The 15,214-nt window shown below is 39.0% G+C and carries 19 protein-coding genes and 1 pseudogene; 14 read left to right on the forward strand and 6 right to left on the reverse strand.

The window, feature by feature from the left end; all coding sequences use genetic code 11:
* Together SK637_RS10355 and SK637_RS03695 are read left to right on the forward strand one after the other, a co-directional pair.
* Positions 1-479: pseudogene (locus SK637_RS10355) on the forward strand (VanZ family protein).
* A 1-nt stretch (position 480) separates the two neighbouring features.
* On the forward strand, positions 481-2,022 hold the full coding sequence (locus SK637_RS03695) for an ABC-F family ATP-binding cassette domain-containing protein (RefSeq protein ID WP_000025383.1): 1,542 nt from the start codon (positions 481-483) through the stop codon (positions 2,020-2,022).
* Between the two features lie 55 nt (positions 2,023-2,077).
* On the opposite strand, the gene SK637_RS03700 is transcribed toward SK637_RS03695, so the two are convergent.
* The 3 genes from SK637_RS03700 to SK637_RS03710 all read right to left on the reverse strand — a co-directional run bounded on the left by SK637_RS03700 (position 2,078) and on the right by SK637_RS03710 (position 4,009).
* Positions 2,078-2,881, reverse strand: coding sequence for a peptidylprolyl isomerase (locus tag SK637_RS03700; protein WP_033688579.1), 804 nt, complete (start codon positions 2,879-2,881; stop codon positions 2,078-2,080).
* 304 nt (positions 2,882-3,185) lie between these two features.
* Positions 3,186-3,410 carry a helix-turn-helix transcriptional regulator gene (locus tag SK637_RS03705; protein ID WP_001041099.1) on the reverse strand — a complete coding sequence of 75 codons (225 nt, stop codon included), beginning with the start codon at positions 3,408-3,410 and terminating at the stop codon, positions 3,186-3,188.
* Between the two features lie 2 nt (positions 3,411-3,412).
* Complete coding sequence (locus tag SK637_RS03710; protein WP_033688580.1) at positions 3,413-4,009, reverse strand: membrane protein; 597 nt, start codon at positions 4,007-4,009, stop codon at positions 3,413-3,415.
* 852 nt (positions 4,010-4,861) lie between these two features.
* On the opposite strand from SK637_RS03710, the gene rpsP reads away from it, so the two are divergent.
* The 8 genes from rpsP (at position 4,862) to SK637_RS03755 (ending at position 8,825) form a co-directional block, all read left to right on the forward strand.
* On the forward strand, positions 4,862-5,134 hold the full coding sequence (gene rpsP, locus SK637_RS03720) for a 30S ribosomal protein S16 (protein WP_000268760.1): 273 nt from the start codon (positions 4,862-4,864) through the stop codon (positions 5,132-5,134).
* Between the two features lie 19 nt (positions 5,135-5,153).
* Entirely contained in the window at positions 5,154-5,393 is a 240-nt protein-coding gene (gene kphA / locus SK637_RS03725; protein ID WP_000379617.1) for an RNA-binding protein KphA, read from the forward strand.
* Positions 5,394-5,436: 43 nt separating this feature from the next.
* Positions 5,437-5,763, forward strand: coding sequence for a MazG nucleotide pyrophosphohydrolase domain-containing protein (locus SK637_RS03730; RefSeq protein ID WP_033688581.1), 327 nt, complete (start codon positions 5,437-5,439; stop codon positions 5,761-5,763).
* A gap of 7 nt (positions 5,764-5,770) precedes the next feature.
* Positions 5,771-6,322 (forward strand): hypothetical protein, encoded by a 552-nt coding sequence (locus SK637_RS03735; RefSeq protein ID WP_033688582.1) that lies wholly within the window; start codon positions 5,771-5,773, stop codon positions 6,320-6,322.
* 106 nt (positions 6,323-6,428) lie between these two features.
* Positions 6,429-7,217, forward strand: a complete 789-nt coding sequence (locus SK637_RS03740; RefSeq protein WP_033688584.1) for an alpha/beta fold hydrolase — start codon at positions 6,429-6,431, stop codon at positions 7,215-7,217.
* Positions 7,218-7,247: 30 nt separating this feature from the next.
* Positions 7,248-7,766: a ribosome maturation factor RimM gene (gene rimM, locus SK637_RS03745; RefSeq protein ID WP_033688586.1), complete on the forward strand. Its 519-nt coding sequence runs from the start codon at positions 7,248-7,250 to the stop codon at positions 7,764-7,766.
* Positions 7,756-8,475: a tRNA (guanosine(37)-N1)-methyltransferase TrmD gene (gene trmD / locus SK637_RS03750; RefSeq protein ID WP_033688588.1), complete on the forward strand. Its 720-nt coding sequence runs from the start codon at positions 7,756-7,758 to the stop codon at positions 8,473-8,475. Before rimM ends, trmD begins: the two co-directional genes overlap by 11 nt.
* Positions 8,476-8,486: 11 nt before the next feature.
* Complete coding sequence (locus tag SK637_RS03755) at positions 8,487-8,825, forward strand: ATP cone domain-containing protein (RefSeq protein ID WP_001196040.1); 339 nt, start codon at positions 8,487-8,489, stop codon at positions 8,823-8,825.
* 30 nt (positions 8,826-8,855) lie between these two features.
* Here SK637_RS03755 and SK637_RS03760 read toward each other — a convergent pair whose 3' ends face one another.
* Positions 8,856-9,176 carry a hypothetical protein gene (locus SK637_RS03760; protein WP_001269557.1) on the reverse strand — a complete coding sequence of 107 codons (321 nt, stop codon included), beginning with the start codon at positions 9,174-9,176 and terminating at the stop codon, positions 8,856-8,858.
* A gap of 97 nt (positions 9,177-9,273) precedes the next feature.
* Here SK637_RS03760 and SK637_RS03765 point away from each other — a divergent pair, with 97 nt between their 5' ends.
* Positions 9,274-9,489: a YdbC family protein gene (locus tag SK637_RS03765; RefSeq protein WP_000807422.1), complete on the forward strand. Its 216-nt coding sequence runs from the start codon at positions 9,274-9,276 to the stop codon at positions 9,487-9,489.
* A 159-nt stretch (positions 9,490-9,648) separates the two neighbouring features.
* Here SK637_RS03765 and SK637_RS03775 read toward each other — a convergent pair whose 3' ends face one another.
* Positions 9,649-10,185 (reverse strand): biotin transporter BioY, encoded by a 537-nt coding sequence (locus SK637_RS03775; RefSeq protein ID WP_033688590.1) that lies wholly within the window; start codon positions 10,183-10,185, stop codon positions 9,649-9,651.
* A gap of 189 nt (positions 10,186-10,374) precedes the next feature.
* The gene (gene gor / locus SK637_RS03780; protein ID WP_033688593.1) at positions 10,375-11,721 is read right to left on the reverse strand and encodes a glutathione-disulfide reductase; all 1,347 of its coding nucleotides are present in this window, start codon (positions 11,719-11,721) and stop codon (positions 10,375-10,377) included.
* Positions 11,722-12,011: 290 nt separating this feature from the next.
* Between gor and SK637_RS03785 the strand changes: the two genes are divergently transcribed.
* The 3 genes from SK637_RS03785 to SK637_RS03795 are packed head-to-tail and all read left to right on the forward strand — an operon-like array spanning position 12,012 to position 15,166.
* Entirely contained in the window at positions 12,012-13,220 is a 1,209-nt protein-coding gene (locus SK637_RS03785; protein ID WP_033688595.1) for an efflux RND transporter periplasmic adaptor subunit, read from the forward strand.
* Entirely contained in the window at positions 13,204-13,905 is a 702-nt protein-coding gene (locus SK637_RS03790; protein WP_000811471.1) for an ABC transporter ATP-binding protein, read from the forward strand. The genes SK637_RS03785 and SK637_RS03790 overlap by 17 nt, the downstream gene beginning before the upstream one ends.
* A gap of 1 nt (position 13,906) precedes the next feature.
* Positions 13,907-15,166, forward strand: a complete 1,260-nt coding sequence (locus tag SK637_RS03795) for an ABC transporter permease (RefSeq protein ID WP_033688596.1) — start codon at positions 13,907-13,909, stop codon at positions 15,164-15,166.
* Positions 15,167-15,214: the final 48 nt, after the last annotated feature.

Below are 15,214 nucleotides of genomic sequence, written 5' to 3' on the forward strand. Positions count from 1 at the left end.
ATGAAGAAGACTTATAATCATGTTTTGGTCTGGGGAGTCATTTTCTATAGTATTTGTATCGTTTACTTTTGCTTTACTCCTCAAGAACATTCTCCCGTGGGGGTGGAAACTCCAGGTATTCAGCATCTTGGACGCCTGGTTTTTCTTTTGACTCCTTTCAATTCTTTCTGGAAACTAGGTGAAGTGAATGACATTGGACAATTATGTTGGCTTTTTCTACAAAATATCCTCAATGTCTTCTTACTTTTTCCTTTGGTGTTTCAACTCCTTTATCTCCATCCAAACTTGCGGAAAACAAGAAAAGTGATTTTTTCAGTTTTCTATTGAGTCTTGGAATTGAGTGTACGCAGTTAGTCTTGGACTTTTTCTTTGATTTTAATCGCGTCTTTGAAATTGATGATTTGTGGACCAATACCTTGGGTGGCTATCTGGCTTGGCTCCTTTATAAACGATTACATAAAAACAAGATAAGGAATTAAAATGAGTATTTTAGAAGTTAAAAATCTGAGTCACGGTTTTGGTGACCGTGCAATTTTTGAAGATGTGTCCTTCCGTCTCCTAAAGGGGGAACATATCGGTCTGGTCGGTGCTAATGGTGAAGGGAAATCAACCTTTATGAGCATCGTGACTGGTAAAATGCTGCCAGATGAAGGGAAGGTTGAGTGGTCCAAATATGTAACCGCTGGTTACTTGGATCAGCACTCCGTCCTTGCTGAAGGGCAGTCGGTGCGTGATGTTCTCCGTACAGCTTTTGATGAGCTGTTTAAAGCAGAAGTCCGAATCAATGACCTTTATATGGAAATGGCTGAAGATGGAGCGGATGTTGATGCTCTCATGGAAGAAGTGGGAGAACTCCAAGACCGTCTGGAGAGTCGTGATTTCTATACCTTGGATGCTAAGATTGATGAAGTGGCGCGTGCCCTTGGTGTTATGGACTTTGGCATGGATACAGATGTAACCTCTTTGTCAGGTGGACAAAGAACCAAGGTGCTTTTGGCAAAACTCCTCCTTGAAAAGCCCGATATCTTGCTTTTGGACGAGCCGACCAACTACTTGGATGCTGAGCATATTGACTGGCTCAAGCGCTATCTCCAAAACTATGAGAATGCCTTTGTTCTTATTTCACACGATATTCCATTCCTAAATGATGTTATCAATATTGTCTACCATGTGGAGAATCAACAGCTGACGCGTTACTCTGGTGACTACTACCAGTTCCAAGAAGTCTATGCTATGAAGAAATCTCAGCTAGAGGCTGCCTACGAACGTCAGCAGAAAGAAATTGCAGACCTTAAAGATTTTGTCGCACGAAACAAAGCGCGTGTTGCAACACGAAACATGGCCATGTCTCGTCAGAAGAAATTGGATAAGATGGATATTATCGAACTGCAAAGTGAGAAACCAAAACCATCCTTTGATTTCAAACCAGCTCGTACGCCAGGGCGCTTTATCTTCCAAGCCAAGGATTTGCAAATTGGTTATGATCGTCCTCTGACCAAGCCTTTAAATCTTACCTTTGAACGTAATCAAAAGGTTGCTATTATCGGGGCAAATGGTATCGGGAAAACAACTCTCTTGAAGAGTCTCTTGGGAATTATCCCACCTATTGCTGGGGAAGTGGAACGTGGTGACTACCTAGAACTCGGTTATTTTGAACAGGAAGTAGAAGGCGGTAATCGCCAAACTCCTCTTGAAGCTGTCTGGAATGCCTTTCCAGCTCTTAACCAAGCAGAAGTTCGTGCAGCCCTTGCTCGTTGTGGTTTGACAACCAAGCATATTGAAAGCCAAATTCAGGTCTTGTCAGGTGGGGAACAAGCCAAGGTTCGTTTCTGTCTCTTGATGAATCGTGAAAACAACGTTTTAGTGTTGGATGAGCCGACCAACCATTTGGATGTGGATGCCAAGGATGAACTCAAACGCGCTCTCAAAGAATACAAGGGGTCTATCCTTATGGTCTGTCACGAACCAGACTTCTATGAAGGCTGGATGGACCAAATCTGGGATTTTAATAATTTAACTTAAGAATGAGAGTAAAAGAAATACAGTACCGAATGTGGATACTGTATTTTTTTGGTTTTTATGATTTAAAATCATAGTCTTTCACCACTTCGATGCTGTCGATAGTAATAGCAGTCGTTGGTTTATCTTTCTCATCTTTTTCGGCTTTAGCAATCTTATCTACAATATCCATACCGTCAATCACTTGGCCAAAGACAGGGTGTTTGCCATCTAGACTAGGGTTTCCTCCTTCTTTATAGGCTTCGATGATTTTCTTTGGATACTTGCTTGTAGGGAGTTTAGCAGAGGTATCTGTAGAGTTTTGGTTGATGAAGAATTGGCTGCCATTGGTGTTTGGTTGACCGGTATTAGCCATAGAAAGAGCACCACGGATGTTATAGAGATAAGGAGTAATCTCGTTTTTGAAACCAGTTCCATGGTCTTTAGTCTTGTCCTTATCGTGCCAGATGGATTCGCCACCTGTACCGTCTCCTTTTGGATCACCAGTCTGAACCATAAAGCCATCAATCACTCGGTGGAAGGTAACGCCATTGTAATAGCCTTCCTTAGCGTGAGTTAGGAAATTTTCAACCGCAAGAGGGGCTAGCTTTGGAAAGAGTTTGATACGGATATCTCCTTGACTTGTGTGTAGAATCACTTCAGCCTCGTCCTCAGCAACTTCCTTAGATAGTTGTGGGAAATTGGCGTTTTCGTTTGTTAAAGCATCGTTTAACTCCTTGGCAGATTGGGCAGCTACTTTAGAACTTTCTTCAGCAGCCAGACTGGAATCAACATAGTCATTACCACGCAGACTACGTTGGATGCTGCTACACCCAGCTAGAGCTACAGTGGATAGTAAAAGAAGGGTTGCTAGTTTTTTCATTCTGTTCCTCTCAAAAATTCATTTCTACCATTGTACCCTAAAAGGAAGTGGATTTCAAATGTTAGTGACAAGGTAGTTTTAGAGGAAGCCAACAAGAAAGTCGCTTGTTTAGGGGAATCAATATCATAAGTCTACTCGAAGTATTTAGGAAACCAGGTATTAAGAAAGCTCGTAAAGCATCACAATTAGTAAACGTTAATTCGAAAGAATTACTATATTTTAAAAGAGCATATTTTCAAAGGATTTTTTCTTTCGGCTTAATTCCTAATTAATCAATGAACTTAATACTAGGTCTCGAAAAGAATTATGCTTCCTCTTTCTGTCTGAGTTCAAAGAGGTCTTCTACTTTTAGATTAAAAACTTGAGCAATTTTAAGAGCCATCTCCAGAGAAGGATTGTAACGATTATTTTCCAAGTGCAGAATTGTCTCGCGTCGCATGCCGATGCGGTCGGCTAACTCCTGCTGGGTCATACCTGTCGACTCACGAACAGATTTGAGATTAGTAATAATCTTGCTTTCTTTGGCCATGCTTATCCTCTACGTTCCAAGATAAAATAGACAACCGCAAAGATGCAAATCAAGGCAGCTATGCTAATAAATATCTGGCCCATGTAAAGAGTGAGAGACCCCATATACCCAATGATAACTGGTAGGATCATCAGTGCGCCTAGTATAAAAACAAACATCAAGCTAGCTGCCTTTGCTAAATTAGCATAAAAGCGTTCGTCCGGAGTTTCCTTGACATTTTTTAAAGAGAAAAAACCAAATCCAATCATTTCAATAACGAGGATAATTCCCAAAATCCATTCTTTAATACCAGAACTTACGCTAGGGGTCGCAACCCAAATTCCTACTGTATAAAAAATGCTTGCTGCCAACACAAGTATCGTGTAAAGCTTAGCAGACAAGTCAAAAATAATCTTTCCCTTACCTTTCTGACTTTTATGAGACCATAGTTTCATATGTAGCCAGCTCCAAATAGCTACAATTTGACATTGCACTGAAATACCAGTAATAACTAACTTGGGTCCCCAACTAAGATTAGAACCAAATAAAACAATAAAATCAATAAAGAGAGCTACGGCAATCATTGCAATGAGGCCACGCATTTTTTGACTTTTTTTCATGATAGACTCCTTTTTTGTGTTACAAATATATAACACTTAAATTTTATGTTATAAATATATCACATTCAAATTTAGAAAGCAAGAATTTATGTGCCAAGGTGGCAATTATTTGAAAAATTTTTTTAATAAAAGCCCTCGATAGTCAAACAACTAAAGAATTCTTTGAAGCAATGCATCGGATTTGATTTGGATAGTTTCGTTAACAATATTTGATGATAAAGAATTTTTGAAAAATCTGGATATTGTATGAATCTCTACTTTTTTTCTTAGACTGTTATAAACTCTGTCAGAATAAGCCTTATAGGTGTAGAAGTTAATTTTTACAGAACTAAATTATTCCCCTATTTAGAATCTATTAATTCATATTTTATAAATTAATTAGTAGATATCGTTCTTAAAATCCTTGATATTTCGTTTGGGAACGGGCTTGGGATTTAGAAGTCAAGCATCCAAATCACGTTCAGGAGAGATGAAGGGTTTGACTTGATGGTCTTTATAAAATTTTTCTAATACTCTTCGAAAATCTCTTCAAACTACGTCAGCTTTGCCTTGCCGTAGATATATGTAACTGACTTCGTCAGTCTTATCTACAACCTCAAAGCAGTGCTTTGAGCAACCTGCGGCTAGCTTCCTAGTTTGCTCTTTGATTTTCGAAGAGTATAAAATAGTATTCACGGATAGCTTCTTTCAAACATATATTTCCTACTTCTAACAAATTTCTAAATGGTTTAAGAATTTTATAGTCTGTCAAGTTTTTTTCTTGACACCTGTCAGAAATCTGTTATAATAGAACATGTGCTAAATAGCTCAGCTATTTCACCGAAATAAAAAATAAGAAAAGAGACTTTAAAAATGGCAGTTAAAATCCGTTTGACTCGTATGGGTTCTAAGAAAAAACCTTTCTACCGTATCAACGTAGCAGATTCACGTTCACCACGTGACGGACGTTTCATCGAAACAGTTGGAACTTACAACCCACTTGTTGCAGAAAACCAAGTAACTTTGAAAGAAGACCGCGTTCTTGCATGGTTGGCTGATGGAGCTCAACCTTCAGATACAGTACGTAACATCCTTTCAAAAGAAGGCGTATTGAAAAAATTCCACGATTCTAAATTCTCAAAATAAGTTTAAAGTAGGTTGACAGATGGATACGATTGAAAATCTCATTATTGCGATTGTGAAACCCTTGATTTCACAACCAGATGCCTTAACTATCAAGATTGAAGATACACCAGAATTTTTGGAATATCATTTGGATCTTGATCAAAGCGATGTGGGTCGTGTAATCGGTCGTAAGGGTCGCACTATTTCTGCGATAAGAACGATTGTCTACTCTGTCCCAACTGAAGACAAAAAAGTAAGAATCGTTATTGACGAAAAATAAGAAGGGCGGGACGAATGTCTCGCTTTTTTTGCAAGGAGAAAGAATGAGAGATTTAACAGTTAGACAACTAGAGGAATATTTACTTGACCATTACCGACAATCTAGAACAGAAGAAGGGCTTTTTATTAAGCTAGTAGAAGAAGTTGGAGAAGTTGCTGAGGTTTTAAATGGACGCTCTGGTCGAAAAGAAGGAGTTCAAGATTCGAACGAGGAACTAGCAAAAGAATTGGCTGATATCATTCACTACACTGTCGCAATTGCAGCCATCAACGACATAGATCTAACCAAGACCATTTTTGAAAAAGACAAAAAGGCGGCTATAAAATATCAGCATGAACGTGATTTGGAAGGATTTTTGAAAGAAAACTGAAAAAAGGATGAATATTAATTGTGTTTTTAACATAGATTGGTCAATGTATATTGATTGGCTATTAAGAATTTTACAAATTGCGACATTTATTGCTGTGATTATAAAGATAACTTTCCAAAATAAGGTTTATATCAATAATATTGAGATCAAGGAAATTAAACCATTCGAGTTTAAATATTTACATACAAATTTTCACTATATTCATGAATTTACGCATAATATAAGTAGCAAACCTTTTAATCATTTGATTTTTTATCCCAAAGAAGTTGATATTGAAATAGTAGAATTTTATTCTTTAAACTATGATTCAAGAAACGATTGTTTGATTGTAAATAATAAACTGCATACAGTTAAAAATTTAAAGAATTATACATGCTTATTGATTCATACAAATTTACCAGAGAATATGCCTAGTTTAAGAATGAAATGGAAAACAAGTCAGGGTGAAATTGGGGAATATACATTTTATAGCAATATGTATAACGGGAATGTAAATATCTCATCTTTCAAATATAAATTAACATTAAAGAGGAAAATATTAGCACTTTTTGGACTATAGCGGGCCCTCTATGTATTTTCCTCTAACTTGTGAAAATCCTTGGAACGTGATAAAATAAAGGATAAGGATTTTTAATAATTCATTATATAGAATGAGTGTCTTTTTTATGAAGAGGTTTGAAGTATCTACAAAAATTGGTAATCTCTCTGTTACTTATCAAAAGCAAAAGAAAGTGCTAGTTTGTCTAAACGGAGCAGGTTTACTACCAAGTTATGAAAATTTTTCACTTATACTTGAAAAACTTCCTCCTACAATTGGTTATTTGACAATTGATTTTCCGAACACAGGTAGGAGTCCGATTCATGACCAAGCTGGAAAAAATCTAGATAATCTTGTAGATGCGGTTTATGAAGTACTTGAAGAATTAGGGATTTCTGAATATATACTTTGTGTACATAGTTTGAGTGGAATTTTAGCTTGTAAATTGCTCAAGAAACCAATTAAGTGTCAGGCTTTAGTAGCAATGGAACCGACAACTAAAAAAGTCATGTTTGCTGATTTTTCAGAAAATCCTTATCCAGAAATGGAAGAGCAGATGAGGCTGATTGACGAGTATGGTTCTGAACTTTATTTTAAGAACTTAACTCAAGCAACATTTAGCCCTGAAATTAATAAAGAAATCTGGGAAATAATGCAAGAAAAAGGTTCAGAGTTGGAAAATCAAGATCCAGGATTTCAGATATCTGGAGAGATTACTGAGGAAGATTTTGAGAATTTGTCGATAGAAGCTTATACCCCTGTATTTATTTTTTGTCAGCCTTATAGAGAAAAAGAGTACAGAGAATCAGAATATTGGACTTCCAATACTAAACTCATTTTAGGAGGGAATCACCATTATTTACAATGGTCTGAATCCGAAAAAATTGCGACTATTATTCGAGAATTGTCAGAATAAGATGGAAAGAAGGAGACTATAGGAGACAAGATGAACTACTTTAATGTTGGGAAAATCGTCAATACGCAGGGATTGCAAGGTGAGATGCGAGTCTTGTCTGTGACAGATTTTGCAGAAGAACGGTTTAAAAAAGGGGCTGAGCTGGCCTTGTTTGATGAAAAAAATCAGTTTGTTCAAACAGTGACCATTGCTAGTCACCGTAAACAGAAGAACTTTGACATTATTAAATTTAAAGATATGTACCATATCAATGCTATCGAAAAGTACAAGGGATACAGTCTCAAGGTTGCTGAGAAAGATTTGAATGACCTAGAAGATGGTGAATTTTACTATCACGAGATTATCGGTTTAGAAGTCTATGAGGGTGATAATTTGATTGGAACCATCAAGGAAATCCTGCAACCAGGTGCCAACGATGTCTGGGTGGTCAAGCGAAAAGGCAAGCGTGATTTGTTATTGCCTTATATCCCACCAGTGGTTCTCAATGTTGATATTCCAAACAACCGCGTCGATGTGGAAATCTTAGAAGGGTTAGACGATGAAGATTGATATTTTAACCCTTTTTCCAGAGATGTTTTCTCCACTGGAGCACTCAATCGTTGGAAAGGCTCGAGAAAAAGGGCTCTTGGATATCCAGTATCATAATTTTCGAGAAAATGCTGAAAAGGCCCGCCATGTTGATGATGAGCCCTACGGAGGCGGTCAGGGGATGTTGCTCCGAGCTCAACCCATTTTCGATGCCTTTGATGCTATTGAAAAGAAAAATCCGCGCGTCATTCTCCTAGACCCAGCTGGCAAGCAGTTTGATCAGTCTTATGCTGAGGATTTGGCTCAAGAGGAAGAGCTAATCTTTATCTGTGGTCACTACGAGGGCTATGATGAGCGCATTAAGACCTTGGTGACAGATGAGATCTCCCTGGGGGACTATGTCTTGACTGGTGGAGAGTTGGCGGCTATGACCATGATTGATGCTACGGTACGCCTGATTCCAGAAGTAATCGGCAAGGAGTCTAGCCACCAAGATGATAGTTTTTCTTCAGGCCTTCTTGAATATCCTCAGTACACGCGTCCCTATGATTATCGAGGAATGGTCGTGCCAGATGTATTGATGAGCGGGCACCATGAAAAGATTCGTCAGTGGCGATTGTATGAGAGTTTGAAGAAAACCTATGAACGCAGACCGGATTTGCTTAAACATTATCAACTGACAGTAGAAGAAGAAAAAATGCTGGCAGAAATCAAAGAAAACAAAGAATAAAGGAGATACCTATGCAAGTAATCAAACGTGATGGAGAAATTGCTGAATTTAATCCAGATAAGATTTATCAAGCTATCTTAAAGGCAGCCCAGACTGTCTATGTATTGACAGATGATTTACGTCAAAACCTTGCACAAGTCACTAAGAAAGTGGTTTTGGATTTGGAAGAAGCCAAGGTGGAACGTGCTACCATCAGCATGATTCAGTCTATGGTTGAACATCGTTTACTGGGTGCAGGTTACATTACCATAGCAGAACACTACATTTCCTATCGTCTACAACGTGACTTGGAAAGAAGTGGTTATGGAGATCATATCGCAGTTCATTTACATTTTGAACAAATTCGCTAAGAAAAAAGAGTGGGATGAAGCAACTACATCTCACTCTTTCTTAAATCTATTTTTTTGGGCTGTTTGGACAGTTGAAGGGACAAATCGTAGACGTTGAATATCGCTTATGCGAATAATACGGGTCACATTTTTAGCAAAATTTTTCACGATAATTTGCTGGCGCTGCTGATCGTATTTGATGATGTCACCTGTAAAACTTGTCTCAGACAAGATAAGGTGAACAGCAGTTTGTTTCTGGATAGCCTCTTCAATAGTAGCTGTAAGGGAGTTGCTTTCAGTCTGGTCAGGTTGGTCATGTCCATTTAAAAAGTCATGTATTTTATCTAGAACTTGCTGGAATTTATATCTCATAGTGGCCTCCCTTCTTTTATACCATATTATATAAAATTTTCCTAAAATCTACAAGATTTTACGAATAAACTAATGAAAGCTAAAAAAGGAGAAGAAAATGGCAGAATTTACATTTGAAATTGAAGAGCACCTGTTGACTCTTTCTGAAAACGAAAAAGGTTGGACCAAGGAGATCAACCGTGTGAGCTTTAATGGTGCTCCTGCAAAGTTTGATATTCGTGCTTGGAGCCCAGACCATACTAAAATGGGCAAAGGAATTACCCTCTCCAATGAAGAATTTCAAACCATGGTGGATGCCTTTAAAGGCAACTAATACTCAATGAAAATCAAAGAGCAAACTAGGAAGCTAGCCGTAGGCAGTACTTGAGTACGGCAAGGCGAAGCTGACGTGGTTTGAATTTGATTTTCGAAGAGTATAAGTTTTCAAAATGAAAGAAAAGGATACTGAGTTATGACAACTCGATATCCTTTTTTAGTTAGTAAAGTAAGCCTGATTTTTAAGGCGTTGAAGTAATGGACGGCTAATAAAACTAATAGCAATAATTTTACCAAGATCTGGGATGATAAAGGGAAATACCCCCACAGCAAGAGCTTTTTCAAATGGCATTCCAGCTAGGAAATGCAATCCAATGATCCCACCAACAAAGACAAGTGTATCTCCTAAGAGATTTGCTAGAAAAATTCTGACAAAACCACTATCACTGTTAGTTAGAGAAGAGGTAAGTCCAGAATAAACAAGATAAAACCAAAGATAGCCTGCAGTAGGACCAATCAAAGCATGAAATCCAGCTCCACCTCCTGCAAAGACAGGAAGACCGATAGCACCTAGAAGAAGATAGAGTCCAACAGAAAGTACAGCCTCTCTCGGTCTAAAGACAGTAGCAATCAAGCCGATTGCAAAATTTTGCAGAGTGAAGGGAACAGGTCCAATTGGAAGACTGATTTGTGCCAAAACAGCAATGAGAGCAGCCCCAATAGCAGGGATAGCATAAACGTGAGCTTTTTTCAAAATAGTTAACCTCTTTTCTTATGTATAGTAACTATTATACTTAATTTGATATTATTGTCAACCTGTTTTTATAACAAAGGTAACAAAAACTGTAACGGCCGATTTTGCTGACTAGGTAAGTTGTTTTCATCGATTTGTAAATCATCAAAAAAGAAGCAGACACATTTGTATCAGCTTCTTTTATTTCGATTAACGCATGGTTACAAATTCTTCAGATGCAGTTGGGTGAATCGCTACGGTTGCATCAAAGTCTGCCTTGGTTGCTCCCATTTTGATAGCAACAGCAAATCCTTGAATCATTTCATCAACGCCGTAGCCAATTCCATGAAGTCCGACAACTTTTTCATCAGAACCAGCTGTGATCAATTTGAAACGAGTTTCTTGACGGTTGTAAGTGCAAGCAGAGTACATAGAAGTAAAGCTTGATTTGTAAACCTTGATTTGGTCTTGACCGTATTCTTTAATGGCTTGTTCTTCTGTCAAACCCACAGTTCCGATAGCAGGGTGTGAAAAGACAACGGTTGGAATAGTCAAGTAGTCCATTTTTGCAGTTGTTTTGCCGTTAAAGAGACGTTCAGATAGGGTACGCCCAGCCTTGATAGCAACTGGAGTCAGCTCTTTTTCACCCGTTACATCACCTAGAGCGTAGATTCCTTCAACCACAGTATTTTGGTATTCATCCACTTGGATAAAGCCACGTTCGTTTAGAGTCACTCCAGCTTTTTCAAGTTGCAAGTCCTTAACGTTTGGACGGCGACCAGTAGCCCAGATAACTTGGCTAGCTGTGTGACTAGTACCATCTTCGAAATGAATGGTAATGCCCTCAGCAGTTTTTTCTAACTTGACAGGGACTTTGTGAGTGTGAAGTGGTAAGTTTGTTCTTTCCATTTCCTTGACCAAACCTTCAACGATATAAGAATCAAAACTACGTAAAGGACGGTCGCGACGAACAAAGAGATCTGTCTTGACACCAAAAGTGTGGAGTACACCAGCTAATTCAACAGCGATATAACCAGCGCCTAGAATAGCAACTGACTCTGGCAATTCTTCCCAAGCAAATACATCATCAGAAGAGCCACCTAGTTCAGCACCAGGAATGTTTGGAATACTTGGATGGGCACCAGTAGCAATCACGATATGTTTAGCACGAATCAGTTCACCATTTACACTGACAGTATGAGAATCTACAAATTCAGCATGGCCTTCAATCAGGTCTACGCCGTTGCGTTTAAAACTGCCATCATAAGAAGAACGAGCGCGATCGATGTAAGCTTCACGATTGCGACGTAGGGTTGCAAAGTCAAAGTTAAGATCAGTAGTCTTAAAGCCGTAGTCTTCTCCAAATTGATGGAAAGTCTCAGCGATTTGCGCTCCGTACCACATGATTTTTTTAGGAACACAACCGACATTGACACATGTTCCGCCTAATTTCTTTTCCTCAATAACGGCCGCTTTGGCTCCATGTTCACCAGCACGGTTCATGGTAGCAATTCCTCCGCTACCTCCACCGATAGCAATGATATCGTATTCTCTCATTTAAAACTCCTTTGTACTCTTTGAAATAGTAGAGTGTCATTTTTTGATAGTCATATTCTATCTTTTTTTTGATTTGATTGCAAAAATCTGCTACGTTCAAAAAAATTAAAGAAAAGGCTTGCAAAAAGAAAAAATAAAGTGTATTATATAACTAGTACAATGTAATAAAAAATAGATTCCGAACAATAATCAAATCCCGAAATGTCATTATTTCGTTCTGAACTGTTATTGTTTATATTTGCTAATTTTTATATAATATTGTTAAGGACTTTAAATCAAAAAGGAGTTTTATTATGAAGAAGAATCATAAAGCTAAAAAGTGGCAATTGTATGCAGCAATCGGTGCTGCCAGTGTAGTTGTATTGGGTGCTGGGGGGATTTTGCTCTTTAGACAACCATCTCAGACCGCGGTAAAAGATGAGCCTACTCATCTTGTTGTTGCCAAGGAAGGAAGCGTGGCATCTTCTGTCTTATTGTCAGGGACAGTAACAGCAAAAAATGAACAATATGTTTATTTTGATGCTAGTAAAGGAGATTTAGATGAAATCCTTGTTTCTGTGGGTGATAAGGTCAGCGAAGGGCAGGCTTTAGTCAAGTACAGTAGTTCAGAAGCCCAGGCGGCCTATGATTCAGCTAGCCGAGCAGTAGCTAAGGCAGACCGTCATATCAATGAACTCAATCAAGCACGAAATGAAGCTGCTTCAGCTCCGACTCCACAGTTGCCAACGCCAGCAGGAGGCGAAGGAGCTGCAGGGCAAACTCCAGCTCCAGTCTCAGGAAATGCGGTGTCATCTATTGATGCACAACTAGGTGATGCTCGTGATGCCCGTGCAGATGCAGAAGCGCAATTAAGCAAGGCTCAAAGTCAGTTGGATGCCATGACGGTTCTCAGTACCTTAGAAGGAACTGTGGTTGAAGTCAACCACAATGTTTCTAAATCTCCAACAGGAGCTAGCCAAGTGGTGGTTCATGTCGTTAGCAATGAAAACTTGCAAGTTAAGGGTGAACTATCTGAATATAACCTTGCCAACTTATCTGTAGGTCAAGAAGTAACCTTTACTTCTAAAGTTTACCAAGATAAGAGTTGGACAGGTAAGATTAGCTATATCTCTGACTATCCTAAAACTAATGGCGAAGCAGCAAGTGCAGCTACTGCCGCAGCAGGTGGTAATTCTGGTTCTAAATATCCATATACCATTGATGTTACAAGTGAAATCGGTGATTTGAAACAAGGATTCTCAGTAAGTGTTGAGGTGAAGAACAAGAGTAAAGCCATTTTGGTTCCTCTAACAAGTATTGTGACTGAAAATGATAAGAACTATGTCTGGGTGCTTGACGAGCAGAAAAAGGCCAAGAAAGTGGAAGTTGGTTTGGGCAATGCTGATGCAGACAACCAAGAAATCACTTCAGGTCTGACAAATGGAGTCAAGGTCATCAGTAACCCAACGTCTTCTCTAGAGGAAGGAAAAGAGGTGAAGGCTGATGAAGCAACTAATTAGTCTAAAAAATATCTGCAGAAGTTACCGTAATGGTGACCAAGAACTGCAGGTTCTCAAAAATATCAACCTAGAAGTGAATGAGGGTGAATTTGTCGCCATCATGGGACCATCTGGTTCTGGTAAGTCTACTCTCATGAATACCATTGGAATGTTGGATACACCAACCAGTGGAGAGTATTATCTTGAAGGTCAAGAAGTGGCTGGCCTTGGTGAAAAACAACTAGCCAAGGTCCGCAACCAACAAATTGGATTTGTCTTTCAGCAGTTCTTTCTTCTATCCAAACTCAATGCTCTACAAAATGTAGAATTACCCTTGATTTATGCAGGAGTTTCGGCTTCAAAACGGCGCAAGTTAGCTGAGGAATATCTAGATAAGGTTGAATTGACAGAACGAAGTCACCATTTGCCTTCTGAATTATCTGGTGGTCAAAAGCAACGTGTGGCTATTGCGCGTGCCTTGGTAAACAATCCTTCTATTATCCTAGCGGACGAACCGACAGGAGCCTTGGATACCAAAACAGGTAACCAAATCATGCAACTTTTGGTTGAACTAAATAAAGAAGGAAAAACCATTATCATGGTAACACATGAGCCTGAAATCGCTGCTTATGCTAAACGCCAGATTGTCATTCGAGATGGAGTTATTTCATCTGATAGTGCACAGTTAGAAAAGGAGGAAAACTAAGATGCAGAATCTGAAATTTGCCTTTTCATCTATCATGGCTCACAAGATGCGCTCTTTTCTCACTATGATTGGGATTATCATTGGTGTTTCATCAGTTGTTGTGATTATGGCTCTGGGAGATTCCATGTCTCGTCAGATCAATAAAAATATGACCAAGTCACAGAAGAATATCCATGTCTTTTTCTCACCTATCAAAAGCAAAGATGGTTCTTTTACCCAAAAGCAATCAGCATTGACAGTTTCTGGGAAAGAAGAGGAGGTTCATGTTGAACCACCAAAACCACAAGAATCCTGGGTCAGGGAGGCGGCTAAACTGAAGGGGGTGGACAGTTATTATGTAACCAACTCAACAAATATCACCCTGTCTTATAAAGATAAAAAAGTGGAGCGCGCTAGCTTGACAGGTGGGAATATTACCTACATGAAGGCAGTTGAAAATGAAATTGTTGCAGGCCGCAGTCTCATAGCTCAGGATTATAAAGATGTGGCCAGTGTCATTTTACTAGACCAAGAACTTGCTAATAGCCTGTTTGGATCTGCTCAAGAAGCTGTTAACCAGGTTATAGATGTTGGTGGCTTTAGCTATCGTGTTATTGGTGTTTATACCAGCGATGAGGCCAAGACTGCCAAGACATTTGGTATTGGTGGACTTCCAATTACGACTAATATTTCTCTTGCCAATAACTTCAATATGGATGAAATTTCTGATATTGTCTTCCGTGTCAATGATACCAGTTTGACACCAACAGTGGGACCAGAATTAGCTAGAAAATTGACCGAGATTGCTGGTCTTCAGCAAGGGGAGTATCAGGTGGCAGATGCGACTGCAGCCTTCCAAGAAGTACAACAACTGTTCGGCTTTATAACTACGATTATTAGTGCCATTGCAGGAATTTCACTTTTTGTTGGAGGGACTGGTGTTATGAACATCATGCTGGTTTCGGTGACAGAGCGTACCCGTGAGATTGGTCTCCGTAAGGCTTTGGGTGCAACACGTGCTAATATTTTAATCCAGTTTTTGATTGAATCCATGATTTTGACCTTGCTTGGTGGAGTCATTGGTTTAACCATTGCGACAGGCTTAACAGCTATAGCTGGTCTACTCTTGCAAGGATTGATAGCTGGTATAGAAGTAGGAGTATCAATCCCAGTTGCTCTATTTAGTCTTGCAGTTTCGGCTAGCGTGGGTATGATTTTTGGAGTTTTGCCAGCCAACAAGGCATCGAAACTTGATCCAATTGAAGCCCTTCGTTATGAATAAGATAAACAAGATGGACACTCGTCTATCTTGTTTTTATATAGATTTCCC

Source organism: Streptococcus mitis (assembly GCF_000722765.2).
GTDB lineage: Bacteria > Bacillota > Bacilli > Lactobacillales > Streptococcaceae > Streptococcus > Streptococcus mitis_AQ.